Source organism: Commensalibacter melissae, assembly GCF_009734185.1.
Taxonomy (GTDB): domain Bacteria; phylum Pseudomonadota; class Alphaproteobacteria; order Acetobacterales; family Acetobacteraceae; genus Commensalibacter; species Commensalibacter melissae.
Genome location: NZ_CP046393.1, coordinates 609565 through 626595, shown reverse-complemented (window position 1 = coordinate 626595; position 17031 = coordinate 609565). Strand labels below are relative to the sequence as shown.

The window sequence follows — 17031 nt, the reverse complement described above, 5'->3', positions numbered from 1 at the left end:
TTGATACATAAAAAAATAACTCAAATATTTAATTGTTCCCATTTCCTGAATAGCCAGCTCAACTTTAACAAAGCATGTTATGAATTTTTTTCTAATATGACAAAACAAATTTGATTATTTAATGATACATTTGTTAGTTCTTTACAGTTTGTTATTGAATGAAATAAAAACATACAATAAACAGATTTTTATCTTTACGTTTTTCTATATACAAATATAGAAAAACGATATGTAATTTTACCAAATTATTTACAGATTTTTTATTTATTTCAAGATATGTAGACATTTTACACAAAAATTTTATTCGTTTATTGAACATAAATTCCAAACTAAAATAATTTTAAAAATATCCAAAATAGAACTGCAGATAACATAATTGAAACAGGCAAGGTTAAAATCCACGCCATTGCCATATTACGTATTGTTCTCCATTGAATACCATCACCATTGGCCAGTGCAGTTCCTGCCACCGCAGAAGTCACGACATGAGTGGTGCTAATAGGCATATGAAACTGATTTCCCATTTGTATCATTGTCATTGCGACAGTTTCAGCAACCGCACCTTGACCATAGCTCATTTCATTTTTACCAATTTTTCTGCCTACTGTAACAACCACTCTTTTCCATCCAACCATTGTTCCCAAACCTAAGGCAATTGCAATTACAGCCTTGACCCACGGAGGAATAAATTGTATTGCCGTGACAATCTCTTTCTCGAATTTTTCAAATAAATCCTTTTGAGAAGATGTCAGGGGAGATACCTTGGTAAAATGCACCAGATTCTGTTCCACCAAATACAAATCGTTTCTTAAATTGGCCTGATATTCAACAGGGACTTGCTTAAACGTTTCCTTGTTATTTACATCATGCTGGATAGATTGCAACATCATCCGAATAGCAGGAATAGTTTCGGGAAAAATTTTACTGGACTGAATTGTTTTTGTCAGAATTTGACGACTTTGATCAATTGTAGGTAAATCCGGATTATTATTATATTTCATGAGAACTTGATCAATAACTACCGCTTTATTCATGAAATTCTCGACTTGTTTTGATGAAACCGCATTATTCAACGCATATGCGGTTGGTACGGTTCCTATCAAAATAAGCATGATTAATCCCATACCCTTTTGCCCATCATTTGAACCATGACTAAAGCTTACACCGGTACATGTAAGAATCAATAATAAACGGATCGGCCAAGGAGGTGTCTTTCCTACTTCAGGTACTTTGTAAAATGAGGTTATGGGCAAAAAATTCTTCAACAGAAACATTCCCAGTAATGCAATCGTAAATCCTGCCAAAGGACTGAATACAAGGGCCTTGAAAACCTGCAAAGCCTGTCCCCAGTCAACACCACTTGCCCTGTTATTTCCCATAAGCAACTGATTCATTAGACCAACGCCCAAAATCGAACCAATTAAAGTATGAGATGAAGAATTCGGAATCCCGAAAAACCAAGTTACCAAATTCCAGATCACTGCAGCCAGAAGTAATGCAAAAACCATTGAAAATCCAGCTTCACTTCCAACCTTGAGAACTAATTCAACAGGTAAAAGAGAAACTATTGTAAAAGCAACAGCGCCGCTTGAACACAAGACACCCAGGAAATTCCATAAACCTGACCAGACAACAGCTACAATTGGCGGCAAGGAATTGCTGTAAATTACAGTTGCAACAGCATTGGCCGTGTCATGAAAACCGTTTATAAATTCAAAACCCAAAGCAATAACAAGAGCCAGAGCCAATAATACAAATGCCAGAAAAGATGGATTGGTAACGCCTATTATGTCTTCACGCAAATGAAGAATAATATAGATTATGCTACCCAATAAAACTAAGATAAAAGCGATCTTGTTGAAACGTGGGTTATTAGGTAGGATCATATTCAAGGCTTTTTTCACTATAGACAAAATCCGTTTCTTGCATCATCAAATTGATCATAAAATTAACTTTATTTCAGAAACGCTACAATTAAGTTGAATAGAATTGTTTACGGATAGATTTATTGTTTACAATGGCCTGACCCCTTTATCATAGGTCTTCATATAGTCATCCAAACCTTAATTTATAATGTTTTCATATTTATCATCATCAATCTTTTTTTACAAAAGAAAAATATGCTTCTCAAGATATGAGATTTATATCTTTCACATTTATGACTAAAAAAATCATATCCGTCATCGCAAAGATACACCCCAGATAATTAAGAACTATTTTCTTACGTGTTTTTTCTGTTTTCTCTTTATTTTTACAAATTATTTGTTTAAATAAATATGAGGCTTTTTGTCAGATAAATTTCTTCAGTTGAAACTCTATTTACTCTCTACTATCCATGAATAACAATTTGATAAATTCGGAAGTTCCCTCTTATTTTCCAATAACTTTGCGTATTGATGGAACACGAATAGTGATAATTGGCGGGGGTAGAATTGCGGCACGTAAAATCAGGCTTTTATTAAGGAAAAATGTACAAATTGAAGTTTATGCGCAAACCTTTAATAAAGAATTGCAAACCTATGAAAAAGAAAAACTGATTAAATTTTGTTCCCCTTTACTAAACGAAAATGATTTTATTCAAAATGCGAAAGACGCTACCTTAATTTTTATCACGACTGATAATCATGATTATAATACTCATATTTCCCTATGGGCAAAAAAATTAAATATTCCTGTCTGCACCGTTGATAATGCGGAATTATCTACCTTTATCACTCCTTCGATTATTGATCGTAATCCCGTGCAGATCGCCATCTCCACAGGAGGTTCCGCTCCTGTATTGGGACGGCGAATACGTCAAAAAATTGAACCTCTACTAGGACAATTCATAGGTCCATTAGCTTCATTCATCGGAAAACACAGGAATTGGGCCAAGGAAATATTATCAACCCATCAAGAACGACAACGGTTATGGGAAAGATTCATTGATGGCTATGGCACTTCTCTTATTAGCCAACAAAAAGAAAAACAAGCATTTGATTTTCTCAAGAATATTGCAAAAGAATCTTTTTTGAAGAAAGGTGAGGTATGGCTGGTTGGGGCAGGACCGGGTGATCCGGATTTACTAACCATAAAAGCACTTCATCACCTGCAAAATGCTGATGTTATTTTATATGATAATTTATTATCACCCAAAATCCTAGATTACATACGTCGTGATGCATTATTATTTTTTGTAGGAAAACAAAAAAATCACCATACTTTAAAACAAGAAGAAATAAATGATTCACTAATCAAATATGCACAACAAGGCAAACGTGTTTTACGATTGAAAGGTGGTGATCCTTTTATATTTGGTCGCGGTGGGGAAGAGGCCGAGGCATTAATGCATGCTGAAATTCCATTTAAAATTATACCCGGCATCTCCGCTTCTAATGGTTGTGCGGCATATGCCGGAATTCCCCTAACACATCGTGAATGTGCACAGGCCTGCTTATTTTTAACTGGTCATACCAAGAAAACAGATCAACTTAACCTACCATGGGAGAACATGATATTTAAAGACCAAACCTTGGTCATTTATATGGGACTTTCTTCTTTACCTCTTTTATGTAAAACACTTATTGATAAAGGATTGGATCAAACATGGCCTGCTGCTGCGATTGAAAAAGGAACCTTTCACGATCAGCAGGTAATTATCGGAAATTTAAAAACCTTACCTGATTTGGTTATGCAAAAAAAAATAGGTAGTCCCGTTTTAATAATAATCGGTCAAGTCATTCATCACAGAGTTACATAAAACACATTCAGTTTGCAAAAGCATCATTCAAAGGAATGGAACATGTTTCAGAAACTTTCTTACGCCATCGATCAACATTGACGCCATAGGTAATCCCCTTGATAATCGATAGCGAGTGAAGCATACTGTAAAGTGAAAAGTCGTTCCAAGATAGCTGCCGTTTCAAATCCAACAAAGGATAATTTTTCATTAAGGGTTCCAGACAGTCAATCGCCTTTTGAGTTCTCTGGATCAAGCTCGGATCAGCCAGATCAGAAACAAATCCCCCGCCAGAGGGGTCCTTTTTTTTACGGTAATATTTCTTTGCCTCTTCTGTAGAAAATTCAGGAAACGGTGCATTTACCCAACGAGGATAGGTCAAGCGATAAATAAAACGTTGAACATGACTGATCCATTCCATAATTCCTTCATTATCAGGCAACGTAATCTTTGGCTTATCTATGGTTGTATCAATATAGTTAATAATATCACGACTTTCCGGCATAAAGCGATTTTGCTGATATTCCAATATAGGCAACTGTTTGCGCCCTACCATTTGCATGGGACCATGAATGTCATCATATAGTAAATATGATATTTCGACGGGATAATTTTTTAAAACAAAAATCATTTTTGTCATGACACAAAAAGGACAATGTTCGTAAATATAAAGTTTCATAGCAATTAAACAACACCCCTCAAATGATCAACCCTGCAAATTTTCAAAATTTAAATTAATATATTTAAATCCCTTTTACTTTAATTAAAAATTATATTTGAGATTAAAATTACAAGGTCTTGTTGAATAATTTTACTATCATAACTTATAATTAAAAACTAAAATTATCATTTAGGAAATAAAAATGTTAATTCGAAAACAATTTCTTCTTCTTTTATCCATGTGTTATTTAATACCACTATATCATGCTTCTGCTAATCTTGGTAAAAATCAACTATCCATATGGCCTAAAGCAGAAAAAGGATATCAAAGAATCGTAATTCAACTACCACCCCTTTCAAATGAATACAATGCACGTGTTGAATTGATTCCCCAGAAAAAAATTAAATCAGACTGTAACACGGTCATAATCCACGGTCATATGACAACACAAACAATTCAAGGATGGGGATATGATTTTTACAGATTAGACAAAATCAGCAAACCGGCTTCTACCCTGATGGCCTGTCCACAGAACATTAAACAAGAGAAGCAGGTTTCAATTACGACCAATTTAACCTTTATAAACTACAATAGCAAACTACCCCTCGTTGTTTATGTTCCGGACGATATAACTCTTGCTTATCGGATTTGGACATCTTCTTCAATGCATCAAGCTAGAAATAAATAAATTTGCGGCATAACTTCATAGAGACAACAAAGATAAGATTGAAACAAACTTTTTTGCTTCATCTACCTCAGCAAAACTGAATATTTATTTAAATAACTTCCCATTGATTTATAAAATTTATATTCTTGGTCATACTGTCATATATTATACAAACAAATTTGGATCTATCGATGAGTATATGTTTCAGGCTATAGAATCGTATGGTTATTCAACTATTTTTCACTTTGAACCTGATAAAATTACTTATAAGATATATATCTCGAAAATAGCTTTATTAATTTTCAGGTCCAGATTGTTTTTCAAGGCATCAGGCTGATGCAAATAAACCGTTTCAAAACTTATTTGATCTCCTTTTGTTACAGGAATCGCATTAGAAAAAGTTAACTTTGGACTGGCACAAATTGTATTCATCACATCATTGATATAAGGAATCAGGGGAAATTCAATTTGATTAACAGGTTGAAACAGAATTGTTTTTCCGGTTTTAACAATTTTTAAAACCAATTGATCGCCACCATGAAAAGAGATTGGTCCTGACAAATCCATATTTTCTTCCTTGAATATGAATGAGCCATTTATTTGTAACAAACCCGTTGCGGGAATTTGCCATAATTCATTTTTATTTTGCCATTCATCTGAAATGTTTTGAACAGGGGATATTTTATCCAGTTTAAGTTTAGTCCATGAATTTTCTATTTTCTTTGAATATGGTATGATTGAATCTTTGGATGACAACCTTATATAATGGTGATTATTTGTAGAAAAAGATTTTTCTGACGGAACAGGTTTAACAGTCCGATTTGAAATATTTGTGACCGAGGGTCTTATCTCTACAATTTTATCATCATCCAATAATGATAAATTGGAAGAAACTACAGTTAAATCCGGTTTTCCCGATATGTTATTTTTTACCAAGACTTTATCATTAACAATATTCCATTCCCCAGAATTTTTCGGTTTATCCTTGATGGAGCAAAGTAAAACTGGTGAAGAATAACCTGGATAATCATGGCATAATATTAATGTGCCTATTGGAACATAATTTGGTAGTTCTTTAATGGAAAAGAATGCGAGTTGCAAAAAATCTGCTGAAAGATGTTTAGTCGAAACAACCCCATTACAACCAAGATAAATATTTTTAGGTTTTATTCCTGCTGTTCCAATATAAAGACTTTGTCCGGCAATCATTCCTTCTGTAACGACAGAAATCCCTTTTCCTATAGGATTCCCAGATATAAATGCATCTGTATGAATAGACTTGACATCAATATTCTCATTATACAATGAATTCCTTTTTATATCAGGTCTTGATGATTTTTCAATTTGCGATAGACAAGATTTGTCAAAAAGGTTATATTCAATTGGAACCGGCTTAACAACCCCCTGCATTGTAAAAATCTTGAACCATTTTGAATTAATTTTAGAGTCATATTGCCAGAGATTAAGTGTTTTAAGATTTAATAATAAATCACCTTCAATCCAGGATAATCCAAATTCCTGTTTATAATTTTGATCTGGATCGCTGTTAATAACCCATAATTCAGGTTTTCTTAAACCATGCCTTTGATTATAAACTGTTTTATTTTGACCAATAACATCCAGTAAAACCGTAAAAATTTGCTCTAATCCTGTATCAGTAATGATTTTAAATGCAATCGTCGATTTCGTATTTATTTTTCCTCCGGAAATATTGACTGAAAATTTACGTTTTGAAATCAAGAATTCATTCAGATTTATCGTAGGATCTCCACATTCAAATTCTATCGTATTAATGAATGATTGTGGATGCAGGGCGTAAGATAGATCAATTAAACAGATCATGTCACAATTTTCAGTTATCTGTATAAAATCTGTTTTATATCCCTTTTGCAAAACAGGTAAAATTGTCATCTTCCACTGTGAAAAATAAGGCATCATGAATCGTTTACAGCCTTTTTTGAACACACTTAAAACCATTTAACCTGTACCTTGTCTCTTTATAGAGTTATAGAGCATATTAATAATAATATTTTTAATTAATAGAAAAATAGTATATTGAATATGGGTAGGGTAGTAACCTGGATCAATCAATATAATTAAATTATATAAAATTAATTCTGATATAATGAATATTTTACCTAGACCCCTCTTTCAGTTTTTAATTATCCCCATAGGATTAAGTCTAATTTTACTTTCCCCTTCTTATGCAAAAACTGAGAAAGATAAACCGATGAATAATATAGATCGTGTTATCAAACCTGAAAAAAAACAGATTCTTGTACTAACTACCGGAGGAACCATCGCAGGATCAGCAACAACAGACAAGCTCGAATATAAAGCAGGCAACACCAAAGGAGAAGATCTTATCGCTTCCATACCTGCTTTACAAAACATGGCAAAAATTCATGTTGTTCCTGTGGCGCAAATCGGTTCTCAGGATATGTCTGATACAATTTTGTTAAAATTGGCCAAAAAAGTTCAGGCTGCTGAAAATGATCCTTCGATATCAGGAATTATCATTACCCATGGCACTGATACCATGGAAGAAACCGCTTTTTTTCTTAATAAACTTATAAATTCGAAAAAACCAATTATTTTGACGGGTGCAATGCGCCCGACCAATTCTATCAGTTCAGATGGTGCATCCAATCTTGTCAATGCTGTTAAATTGGCTACACGCCCTGAGGCTTATCACCAACCTGTCATGATAGTAATGAATGACATGATTTATGATGCACATTCTGTTCAAAAAAGCCATACAACCAGCCTCCAAACTTTTCAATCCCCCAATACAGGGCCAATCGGCATTATCAATAATAATCATGTATATTTTTACCGTACGTCCAGTAATGCAAGGAAACATATTTACACCATTCCTGAAAAAGCTCCTTTTCCGCGTGTTGATATTATTTATTCTCATATCCAAATGGATGGAGATCTTATTCATGATGCGGTCAAAAGAGGTGCAAAAGGCATAATCCTTGCTGGTGTTGGCGATGGAAATACATCAACCCAGGCAATACAAGCATTGAAAAAGGTCGCAAGTAAGGGCGTTATTGTTGTTCGATCCAGCAGAACGGGGAGCGGATTTGTCAATCGTAATGTTGAAGTTAATGATGATGCCAACCAATTTATAGCCGCAGCTGATTTAAACCCGCAAAAAGCTAGAATTTTGTTACAACTTATCTTGGCAAACAAGATTAATGAATTAGATACTATTCAACAACTTTTTTATGAAATGAACTGATTTAAAATAAATGCCATTATTATTAATATAAAATATGGCATTCTAATTTTCACAATTTGATTCTTAAGCTTTAATTTTTTACAAGCTTGAAATCAGAACAAGATTACGTTTATCCTAAACCTTCATTTAGAATAATTTTTATTAAAACCCTAATGTGGAGTTTTAGATTGATAAAATATTTATCGTATACAATCCTGTCTCTAATAATCTCTTTGACTGTTCTATCGAATTTGACATATGCAAGATCTTCAAACACAAAATCCAGTGTTAAAATCGGTCCATTAAATAAAGCGTCTAGAATTTTACCACAAATAGAAATTTTCGAAAGCCATGTCGGCATAAGCAAAAATTATGTCATAGCCTTAGATCCCATCCATCCCGGAGCAACTTTAATAACCTACAATTCTCCTACCTGTCAGGCAAATACCCATGGAAATACGATACTCAACCATCATGATCCATCAAAACTAGAATTCACTGCCAAAGAAGATCCCTATTGCAAAATATCTATGCAAATTACAAAAAACCATCAATTGAAAATACTTAGTGAGACAATTCCTTGTAGTACATGGCATGGGGATTTTTGCTCTTTTGAAACATTGCCAATAGTAAACCGTATTTATCCGATAACGATTAAAGAGAATATTTCTTCAAGCAAATCCGAAGAAAAAGGTCAACCCAAATGAAATCCTTATCCTTGATATCAAAAATAAAATATGCATTTACAATTATCTGCATTATTTTATCTTTACCCACAATGGCAATGAATCCATCTCATTCATCACAATCCATTACAGAACAAACTGTCGAAAAGGACCCCGTTAATTTAATTCTCTATGAAAACAGAACTCAGGTTAATTATGCAGCTGTAGGTTATATGCCATACTATCCCGCTTATGGCATGATTCATTATAACACTCCAAGCTGCAAAATTGAGATTACGGGTTTTGTTGATCCTTTTGCACTCAAGAAAAATAAATTAATTATCAGCTATAAGAAATGCAGGATATCTTTTGACCAGGATGGACAATCCCTAAAAAATCCACATGAAACTGAAGAATGTATGATTTATCATGTCAAGGAATGTAATTTTAGGGCGCTTTCTAATTTAAGAAAAATTGATTTTCAATCCAATACAAAATAATTAACAAAATATCATACACAATCTCACGAAATTGCGTATGATTGTATGCAGCTACAAAACAATATTATAGTTTTTTAACCATTTATGACCAATTCTATCAGCAGCCATAATAGCGGCATAAACCTGATCTTCAGTAACTTCGAAAGGCATGTTGTGTATAGTGTCATCTTTAGCACAACTTGCCTTTGCCACTTTCATTATTTTTCCCTTAAGATCATCATTATCCTGTATACCAATTTGGTCAAGAGTAACCGGTAAACCTATTTGTACACAAAAATCAAGAACGGTTTCCAATTCTTCCTGTTTCGCATTTTCAAGTACAAGCTGGGCTAATGTGCCGAATGCAACTTTTTCACCGTGTAACATGGAATGACATTCTTCAAGAACGGTTAATCCATTATGGATTGCATGTGCCCCTGCCAGGCCAGAACTTTCAAATCCGATACCACTTAAATACGTATTCGCCTCGATAATGTGGTCGACAGCTTTTATAGCAACTCCAGCCTCGACAGCCGCTTTCGCCTTCAACCCTTCCTCCAACAAGGTTTCATAACATAACCTGGCCAAATTCAAGGCTGCCAATGTTGATTGCCCCCCTGCCATGGAGACAGCTCTTGCCTCATAACAGGCTCTGGCTTCAAAATAGGTAGATAATGCATCTCCCATTCCTGAAATCAATAAACGAAGGGGTGCATTGGCAACAATTGTGCTATCCATAATTACCATATCAGGATTGGAAGGATACATCAAATATTCCTCAAAAGCACCATCTTCGGTATAAATTACAGATAAAGCACTGGTCGGCGCATCATTCGATGCAGCTGTCGGCACAATTATAACCGGAACCTTATTATAAAACGCAATGGCTTTCGCTGTATCAAGGGCTTTCCCGCCACCAACACCGACAACCCCTTTGCAACCGTGCCTCTGTAGAATTTTCCCTAAACGATTAATCTCTTTTTTACAACACTCTCCCCTAAAAATTTCAAAATATGCCTGCACCGAGGAAATTTGGAAACTTTTTTCCAATGTGGCTTGTGTCAAATTCATTACAAAACTATCAGCGACAACCAAATAACTATTGGCCAGCATCAAGGCATATTTACCAACTTTTTCAAGTGCACCAGCACCTTGGATATATTTTGACGGAGATTGAATAATCGTTAACATCACAAATCCTCTGATTATGTGTTCCTATTTTCAAATATTCACAACCATGGAATATACTAAATAGTTTAATACCAACTTAATTATACATAATAAGGATAGTTTATTTTACAAATAATTTAAATATAATTGAGCATGCAAACATTATAAAAACACATGCTAATAATCTATCTATCCTAGACTTATTGTTTTTGTATCCCGGAATGTGAAAAAGCCAATCCTACAAAAAGAAACCAGATCAGGGTTTCAAGCGTTATCATAATAAAAATAAAAAAAACAGTGGAAGGATTTGACCCAAAATGAATAATTGAAAAAATACTTGAAAAATAGAGTAAAGCTTTCGGGTTGGTTAAATTGGTAAGCAATCCAGTAAAAAAATATGAATGACCAATGCCGTGCTCTGCCGGCAATGGTAAATCAGCCGATCTGTAAATCTGAAATGCCAGATAAAATAAATAAACTGACCCGCCAAATAAAACTAATTCTCGTAAAAAAGGGTAATATTGAAAAATAAGGTGCAATCCCAACAACGAGAACAAAACCCAGATAATTGCCCTCAATGTTGTACCCGTTACAACTTGAATGACAGCTTTTTTATTGCCTGTTAACCCTGTTCTAGAATTTAATAGAAAATCAGGGCCCGGTACTACCAATACACATAAGTGTATGAAAAATATGCTGATAAAAAGCATAATACAATAAAATTCTCATTAACTATTCAAAAAGGTCAGAAACAGTATTCTATATTAAATTCAATTCTTGTCTTCAAAATATAAAAATATTACTTAACCCTTGGACGAATAGGTTTAGGCAAGGGAAATTTATTTTCCTTGATATCATTGGATAACGCTGGAAAAGGATCAATCCCGGTTTTGTAAATGAAAAAAGCTATACTCATGCGATAACATACAGGCCTATGTGAATTTTTACAAAAATAAACCCCACCCTTTTTTAAGGACGGAATATAAACCGCTTTCCAGACTGCATACGGAATCCATACTCCGTCATAACCGATTCTTTTGACCGGTTCCTGAAAATAAGAACCTGTTATAACATATAACTGATCGTAGGATATTGCCATTTTCCTTACATTATGTTCAATCCAGTTCCATTTTCCACTATTCAGCTGCTTTGTCTGAGGTACAATATTACTAGAGATAAAAGTCTGTACCTGAGATTGATAATCAGGCATATCCCCACTAGGCGTCATATGACCACGATCAAAACCTGACCCTCTGTAATCCCTGATAACAGGATCACGATTATCAAATTTACCATATCTTTTCATATTCTTACTAGCCATTACCTGATTTTTTGTCAAAAATTCAGCTGAATAAATATTCCCCAAAGTTATATCTGAAAAAGAAGCGGCATAATCTTTAAAGCAGACTGTTTTTATCGGCCATTCAATAACTGGCGGTTTTCCATATAAAAACTTATTTTGACATGGAATTTGCGCTTGAACACAAATTCCAAATCCCAATAAAATAAAAAGTAAAACCAATAACTTTTTTTTCACAATTACTCTTCAATCTTTATCTAGTCCATTAAAAAAATAATGATTGATACATAATAGCTGCGAACCTATTGCACAATATAAAGACAATTTTTTCTGATTAAATTTAATCTCTTGAACCATATTTAAAAATTATAAAATTTGGTTTTTTTAAAATTATCAATTTTTTGTCATGTAAAGACCATAAAAGCTTTAAAACACTAATTACGATAACTTCATTATATTAACTTAAAAATATGATTTAAAAATAACGATATATATTTGTTGAAATGACAAATTATCTGATAAAAATTTAAATAATGAATTCCAAGAAAAATCAATAATGGAAATTTTCAGTTTATATGAATTATTTTTGAAATAAAAAATCATATAACCTTTTGAATTTATTACGAACTATATTTAGTTGGAATATTTAAAATAAACACCAAGTTATGACGATAATATCTTATTCTCAAGCATTTATACATTTAATAACAATATATGAATTAATTTCATATAATTTCTTTTGTACGCTACAGAAAATATAATGATTATTTGATTAAAAAATTAATCTATATTAAGTAATATTTAACTTAATAAATTATTAATTGGAGCGGGCGATGGGATTCGAACCCACGACCCCAACCTTGGCAAGGTTGTGCTCTACCCCTGAGCTACGCCCGCTCTGAAGAGCGTAAAAGCCTTTTATGATATTTCTATTAAAGATGCAAGCGGAAAAAACAAAAATTAAAAATTATTTTTATTTCCTGTCTCTCATCCACTATAATATATACAAAAATCAATTCTAATACCTAGAAATTGTTAAACATATGAGAATCAAATTTTTCATTTAAATGAAACAGGATATGATTTATGGCGCTTTTTAACTCCCCGTCCCAACCTGCAAAAGGTCAACTTTTGACTGAACATGGAACAGCCATTTCCTCGGCTTCTTCTTCCAAAACGAGTATTATTGAAGGTAATCAAAATAACTTTGTTCAGGAAGTCGTTGAAGCCAGCCAAAAAATTCCTGTTTTAGTTGATTTTTGGGCGAATTGGTGCAACCCTTGCAAACAACTTACACCATTATTGGAAAAAATTGCAAATGCCACTCAAGGACGCGTAAAACTTGTAAAAATCGACATAGATGCGAATCAAGCTCTTGTCCAACAGTTGATGCAGATCGGCCTTCCCATTCAGTCTATCCCTCTGGTTGCTGCTTTTTGGCAGGGGCAAATAGTCGATTTATTTCAAGGGGTGCAAGCTGAAAATGCAATTCAACAATTTGTCAGTCAATTATTAAAAACCGCTGGTAGTGCAATGCCCAGCACGGATTTAATTGAACAGGGACAATCATTGTTGCATGACAAAAAATTCGATGAGGCAATGGGTGTTTTTTCCCAAGCCCTTGAACTGGAACCTGAAAAACCGGAAGCATGGGGCGGGTTGATACGATCAATTCTTGCCAGTACAGGACCAGAAGCGGCACAGGAAAGTCTTGAACAAGTTCCGGAATCCATACAAGATCATGCTGAAATTATAGGTGCGAAATCTGCTATTGAACTTGCTCTGGAAGGTAAAAAAAACACTGGGGAAACACAGGCATTAATGGATAAAATCAAATCGGATCCAGATAATTATCAGGCACGCTATGAACTGGCAACCGCTTTAAATGGTGCCGGAAAAAGAAATGAAGCCGCACATGAATTGCTTGAAATTATGAAAAGAGACAAAAGCTGGAATGATGAAGCTGCAAAAAAACAATTGTTACGTTTTTTTGAATCTTGGGGATTTGACGATCCAGCTACGTTACAGGGGCGTCGTCAATTATCAACCTTATTATTTTCTTAAGCCCGATTGCCAATAGAATTTATCTAATTCATTAAAGGATAAACAAATGTCTCAAAATACCCCTCCCATTGATCCAAAACTGCTTTCAATCCTTGTCTGTCCTGTGACAAAAGGCCCTCTTATTTATGATCGTAAAGCTGATGAACTGATCAGTTGCAATGCAGGTCTGGCATATCCAATTAGGGATGGCATACCAATAATGCTTGCCAATGAAGCAAGAACATTAAGCGATGATGAAATCTCAAACTATAAGAAACCAAAATAATATCGTTAAAAGCATTTCATGAGGAAAAGATATCATGACCTCTGCAAAAATCATTACAAAGCGCCTTTAATGTAAATTGAATGATGGAAGGGCAAGATTTTTTAGCCTCTTCCAGCAGTGGATTTAACAAGGAATCAAAATCAACATGAATATCACAGGCATTCCGCAATTTTTTATGTTTGCCGTTGGCCTGTCTTACAGACTGAATTTTAAAAAAATAAAATATTTCTTTTAAAGCATGTTCCAAGGCTTTTTCGGTATTGGGATGTAATTTTTGACCATAAGCCTCCATTGCTCTTGCCACAAAAATACTATCACTTTGCAAACGTCGCAAAATTGGAAATAATTGCACAAGCACAGGATCCGTTTCTTCCAAAACACAGGTAGGTCGTTCTTTACGTGCTTCATCTATATCACTGGCCAATTCGCGAAGTTCTGTAATGATTTCATCATTTTTAGCTTCAACAGCATCCCATGAAATTCCTTCAATCAATACAGCGTGCAATAATTTATATAATTTACTAAAAGCTTCCTTGGCATGTAAAAAGGCATGATATCTAGCCTGAGGTCTCAATATACAATAACTAACCAATAAAGAGGCCAATACACCTACAACAATTGAAAAGATACGATCAAAAGGTCTTTCAAAAATCCCTCCGGGTGAAGGGAATAGAAAAACGACTGCAAGTGTCACAACTCCAAGCCTCATGGTGGGACGCCATGAAACGAACATAACCATCGGAATCATTACGATTGTAAACACTATAATCGGTGACCAGCCACAATAAATCTGCAAGGCAATGGCTATGATCCCTGCAATTCCACCAATCAGAGAACCAATAATTTGATCACGACTGGTCTGAAGGGTTTGAGCGATACGACTTTGCGTCACGATAACAGCTGTAATTAAAGCCCAATAAGGTTCGTTCAATTTACATAGATGTGCAAGTAGGCTTGCTGTTGCTACAGATAATAATAACCGAACACTTTGAATAACAGCGGGATATAAATTCAGCTTTTTAATTCCAAACCTCATTTATACCTTGCTCGATTAACCGTAAATCCTGGAATCCATGATCAGAATTATCGTTTATGATCGCTTTTGTTTCTTTCGGAAACGAACGGGACTGCAACCCAATGCATAACGGAACCGCTTTGAACCAGCAAAAGCATTGAAGCAGGATTTCTGTTTTCTTTTTTTACACTTGTGATTGCCTGTTGAAGCATATCAACATCATTTACAGTTTTAGTATTTGTTCCCACAATTACATCTCCAGGCTTTAAACGCTGCATCAAATTTTTCTCTTTATGATGTACGGTGGTCACTACAACGCCCTGCTGTTTTTCTGCCAGATTATATTTCTGTCTTAGTAAATTCGTTATCGTACTGACCGTAATATTCAGATCTTTAATTACTAATACCCTTGCCTTTTCATCTTGAATATCACTCTCCTTACTTTCCTCATTTTCTTCAAGATTTTGTATCTCTATGGGTAAATCAACAACTTTTCCCCGTCTTATAACTGTTAAATTAATTTGTGAATGAATGGGAGCGGCAGCAACCATCCTTGGCATTGTGTGGGCTGTAACAACCTGGCTATTTATTTTTTCTATGATATCGCCAGATTTTAATCCAGCTTTATCAGCAGGGCTACCCTTCTCAATTTTTACAACCAAGGCTCCCTGAAACGGTTTTACATTCAGGCTACTCGCTATACTTTCATTAATTTCCTGGATACGAACACCAATCCATCCACGAGTCACCTTGCCGTTTACACGAAGCTGATTGATAATATCCCTTGCCTCATTGGCAGGTATGGCGAAAGCAATACCTATTGACCCTCCAGAAGGTGAAAAAATAGCTGTATTAATGCCTATGACCTCTCCTTTGATGTTAAATAAGGGACCTCCGGAATTTCCCTTGTTGATTGGGGCATCTGTCTGAATAAAATCGTCATATGGCCCCTGTTCTATATCCCTTCCCCTTGACGAAATAATACCGAATGTCACGGTTCCAGATAAACCATATGGGTTACCAATCGCCAAAACCCAGTCACCTATCCTTGAATAATCACTATTGCCAAAATGCGCAATGGTTAATGGTTCTTTCACATTAATCTTAAGTAAGGCAATATCTGTTCTTTCGTCATATCCCTTTAATACAGCTTTAACCGTCCGATTATCCTGTAAAGTTATCAAAATCTGGTCGGCATCTTTAATAACATGATAATTTGTTACGATAAGGCCTGATGAATCAATAATGAAACCAGAACCCAACGCCTGAAGATGATCCATACCGTCATCAGGACCACTCTTGCCATTCATATAGTTTTGAAAGAATTTTTCGAAAGGGGAATCTGGATCAGAAGCGGTATCCTCCGTATTGTCATCATCTTCATCGTCATGCTGCCCCGGTTTAAGAACTCGACTGGTTGAGATATTAACCACCGTCGGCAATAATTTTTCGGCAACATTTGCAAAACTACCAGAAGAACATCGAGAACTAAATTTATCTGGCCAAGTTAAACGACCTATAAAAGGTAAGTTAACAGCAGGTTGAGCTTGCAACCGATGAGTTGAAACCAAACCGAAAATCCCCATGGTAAGGATCAAACAACGTATCAAATCCCCTTGAAAAAGATTTTTTGACATACTTATTCTTTATTCATTAAAAATAATAACAGCATTATTACAGGTTACTTCATGCGCAAACTTATCTCTTTTCTAAAAACATGCAGAGATCAAATAACTGAATTAATTTAACCATAAAATTCATTAAAATAAATATAAATCTATCTAAAATCATGATTTTATGG

General features: G+C 34.6%; 15 protein-coding genes and 1 tRNA gene. 7 read left to right on the top strand and 9 right to left on the bottom strand.

Features of this window, described 5'->3' with window-relative positions; translation table 11 throughout:
• Window positions 1-329: 329 nt before the first annotated feature.
• Window positions 330-1904, bottom strand: a complete 1575-nt coding sequence (locus GN303_RS02820; protein WP_231504073.1) for an inorganic phosphate transporter — start codon at window positions 1902-1904, stop codon at window positions 330-332.
• A 443-nt stretch (window positions 1905-2347) separates the two neighbouring features.
• Here GN303_RS02820 and cysG point away from each other — a divergent pair, with 443 nt between their 5' ends.
• Window positions 2348-3739, top strand: coding sequence for a siroheme synthase CysG (cysG, locus tag GN303_RS02815; RefSeq protein WP_231504060.1), 1392 nt, complete (start codon window positions 2348-2350; stop codon window positions 3737-3739).
• Window positions 3740-3746: 7 nt separating this feature from the next.
• On the opposite strand, the gene grxB is transcribed toward cysG, so the two are convergent.
• Window positions 3747-4397, bottom strand: a complete 651-nt coding sequence (gene grxB, locus GN303_RS02810) for a glutaredoxin 2 (protein ID WP_110438728.1) — start codon at window positions 4395-4397, stop codon at window positions 3747-3749.
• Window positions 4398-4581: 184 nt separating this feature from the next.
• Between grxB and GN303_RS02805 the strand changes: the two genes are divergently transcribed.
• A complete protein-coding gene (locus GN303_RS02805; RefSeq protein WP_110438727.1) occupies window positions 4582-5067 on the top strand; it encodes an ecotin in 486 nt (161 codons plus the stop codon).
• Window positions 5068-5310: 243 nt separating this feature from the next.
• On the opposite strand, the gene GN303_RS02800 is transcribed toward GN303_RS02805, so the two are convergent.
• Window positions 5311-7023: a hypothetical protein gene (locus GN303_RS02800; protein ID WP_110438726.1), complete on the bottom strand. Its 1713-nt coding sequence runs from the start codon at window positions 7021-7023 to the stop codon at window positions 5311-5313.
• 253 nt (window positions 7024-7276) lie between these two features.
• Here GN303_RS02800 and GN303_RS02795 point away from each other — a divergent pair, with 253 nt between their 5' ends.
• From GN303_RS02795 to GN303_RS02785, 3 genes are all read left to right on the top strand, one after another.
• Complete coding sequence (locus GN303_RS02795; protein WP_110438725.1) at window positions 7277-8293, top strand: asparaginase; 1017 nt, start codon at window positions 7277-7279, stop codon at window positions 8291-8293.
• A 167-nt stretch (window positions 8294-8460) separates the two neighbouring features.
• Entirely contained in the window at window positions 8461-8979 is a 519-nt protein-coding gene (locus tag GN303_RS02790) for a hypothetical protein (RefSeq protein ID WP_146206660.1), read from the top strand.
• Window positions 8976-9437 carry a hypothetical protein gene (locus tag GN303_RS02785; protein WP_110438723.1) on the top strand — a complete coding sequence of 154 codons (462 nt, stop codon included), beginning with the start codon at window positions 8976-8978 and terminating at the stop codon, window positions 9435-9437. Before GN303_RS02790 ends, GN303_RS02785 begins: the two co-directional genes overlap by 4 nt.
• A gap of 51 nt (window positions 9438-9488) precedes the next feature.
• Here GN303_RS02785 and GN303_RS02780 read toward each other — a convergent pair whose 3' ends face one another.
• The 4 genes from GN303_RS02780 to GN303_RS02765 form a co-directional block, all read right to left on the bottom strand.
• Complete coding sequence (locus tag GN303_RS02780; protein ID WP_110438722.1) at window positions 9489-10607, bottom strand: glycerol dehydrogenase; 1119 nt, start codon at window positions 10605-10607, stop codon at window positions 9489-9491.
• A 179-nt stretch (window positions 10608-10786) separates the two neighbouring features.
• Entirely contained in the window at window positions 10787-11296 is a 510-nt protein-coding gene (locus GN303_RS02775; RefSeq protein ID WP_110438721.1) for a LysE family transporter, read from the bottom strand.
• Window positions 11297-11385: 89 nt separating this feature from the next.
• The gene (locus GN303_RS02770; protein WP_158523866.1) at window positions 11386-12123 is read right to left on the bottom strand and encodes a DNA/RNA non-specific endonuclease; all 738 of its coding nucleotides are present in this window, start codon (window positions 12121-12123) and stop codon (window positions 11386-11388) included.
• Window positions 12124-12708: 585 nt separating this feature from the next.
• Window positions 12709-12783: transfer RNA gene (locus tag GN303_RS02765), tRNA-Gly, on the bottom strand.
• 189 nt (window positions 12784-12972) lie between these two features.
• Between GN303_RS02765 and GN303_RS02760 the strand changes: the two genes are divergently transcribed.
• Both GN303_RS02760 and GN303_RS02755 read left to right on the top strand, forming a co-directional pair.
• On the top strand, window positions 12973-13950 hold the full coding sequence (locus GN303_RS02760; protein WP_110438719.1) for a thioredoxin family protein: 978 nt from the start codon (window positions 12973-12975) through the stop codon (window positions 13948-13950).
• A gap of 46 nt (window positions 13951-13996) precedes the next feature.
• Window positions 13997-14215, top strand: a complete 219-nt coding sequence (locus tag GN303_RS02755; RefSeq protein ID WP_110438718.1) for a Trm112 family protein — start codon at window positions 13997-13999, stop codon at window positions 14213-14215.
• Between the two features lie 16 nt (window positions 14216-14231).
• Here the strand turns inward: GN303_RS02755 and GN303_RS02750 are convergent, their stop codons facing one another.
• Both GN303_RS02750 and GN303_RS02745 read right to left on the bottom strand, forming a co-directional pair.
• Complete coding sequence (locus tag GN303_RS02750) at window positions 14232-15251, bottom strand: FUSC family protein (protein WP_110438717.1); 1020 nt, start codon at window positions 15249-15251, stop codon at window positions 14232-14234.
• Between the two features lie 47 nt (window positions 15252-15298).
• Window positions 15299-16867 carry a Do family serine endopeptidase gene (locus GN303_RS02745; protein WP_231504059.1) on the bottom strand — a complete coding sequence of 523 codons (1569 nt, stop codon included), beginning with the start codon at window positions 16865-16867 and terminating at the stop codon, window positions 15299-15301.
• Window positions 16868-17031: the final 164 nt, after the last annotated feature.

Bases quoted from the DNA above. Each gene is read 5' to 3' on its own strand.
- grxB (WP_110438728.1), bottom strand. From the start codon at position 4,397: ATGAAACTTTATATTTACGAACATTGTCCTTTTTGTGTCATGACAAAA.
- GN303_RS02805 (WP_110438727.1), top strand. From the start codon at position 4,582: ATGTTAATTCGAAAACAATTTCTTCTTCTTTTATCCATGTGTTATTTA.
- GN303_RS02800 (WP_110438726.1), bottom strand. From the start codon at position 7,023: ATGGTTTTAAGTGTGTTCAAAAAAGGCTGTAAACGATTCATGATGCCT.
- GN303_RS02795 (WP_110438725.1), top strand. From the start codon at position 7,277: ATGAATAATATAGATCGTGTTATCAAACCTGAAAAAAAACAGATTCTT.
- GN303_RS02785 (WP_110438723.1), top strand. From the start codon at position 8,976: ATGAAATCCTTATCCTTGATATCAAAAATAAAATATGCATTTACAATT.
- GN303_RS02780 (WP_110438722.1), bottom strand. From the start codon at position 10,607: ATGTTAACGATTATTCAATCTCCGTCAAAATATATCCAAGGTGCTGGT.
- GN303_RS02775 (WP_110438721.1), bottom strand. From the start codon at position 11,296: ATGCTTTTTATCAGCATATTTTTCATACACTTATGTGTATTGGTAGTA.
- GN303_RS02760 (WP_110438719.1), top strand. From the start codon at position 12,973: ATGGCGCTTTTTAACTCCCCGTCCCAACCTGCAAAAGGTCAACTTTTG.
- GN303_RS02755 (WP_110438718.1), top strand. From the start codon at position 13,997: ATGTCTCAAAATACCCCTCCCATTGATCCAAAACTGCTTTCAATCCTT.
- GN303_RS02750 (WP_110438717.1), bottom strand. From the start codon at position 15,251: ATGAGGTTTGGAATTAAAAAGCTGAATTTATATCCCGCTGTTATTCAA.
- GN303_RS02745 (WP_231504059.1), bottom strand. From the start codon at position 16,867: ATGTCAAAAAATCTTTTTCAAGGGGATTTGATACGTTGTTTGATCCTT.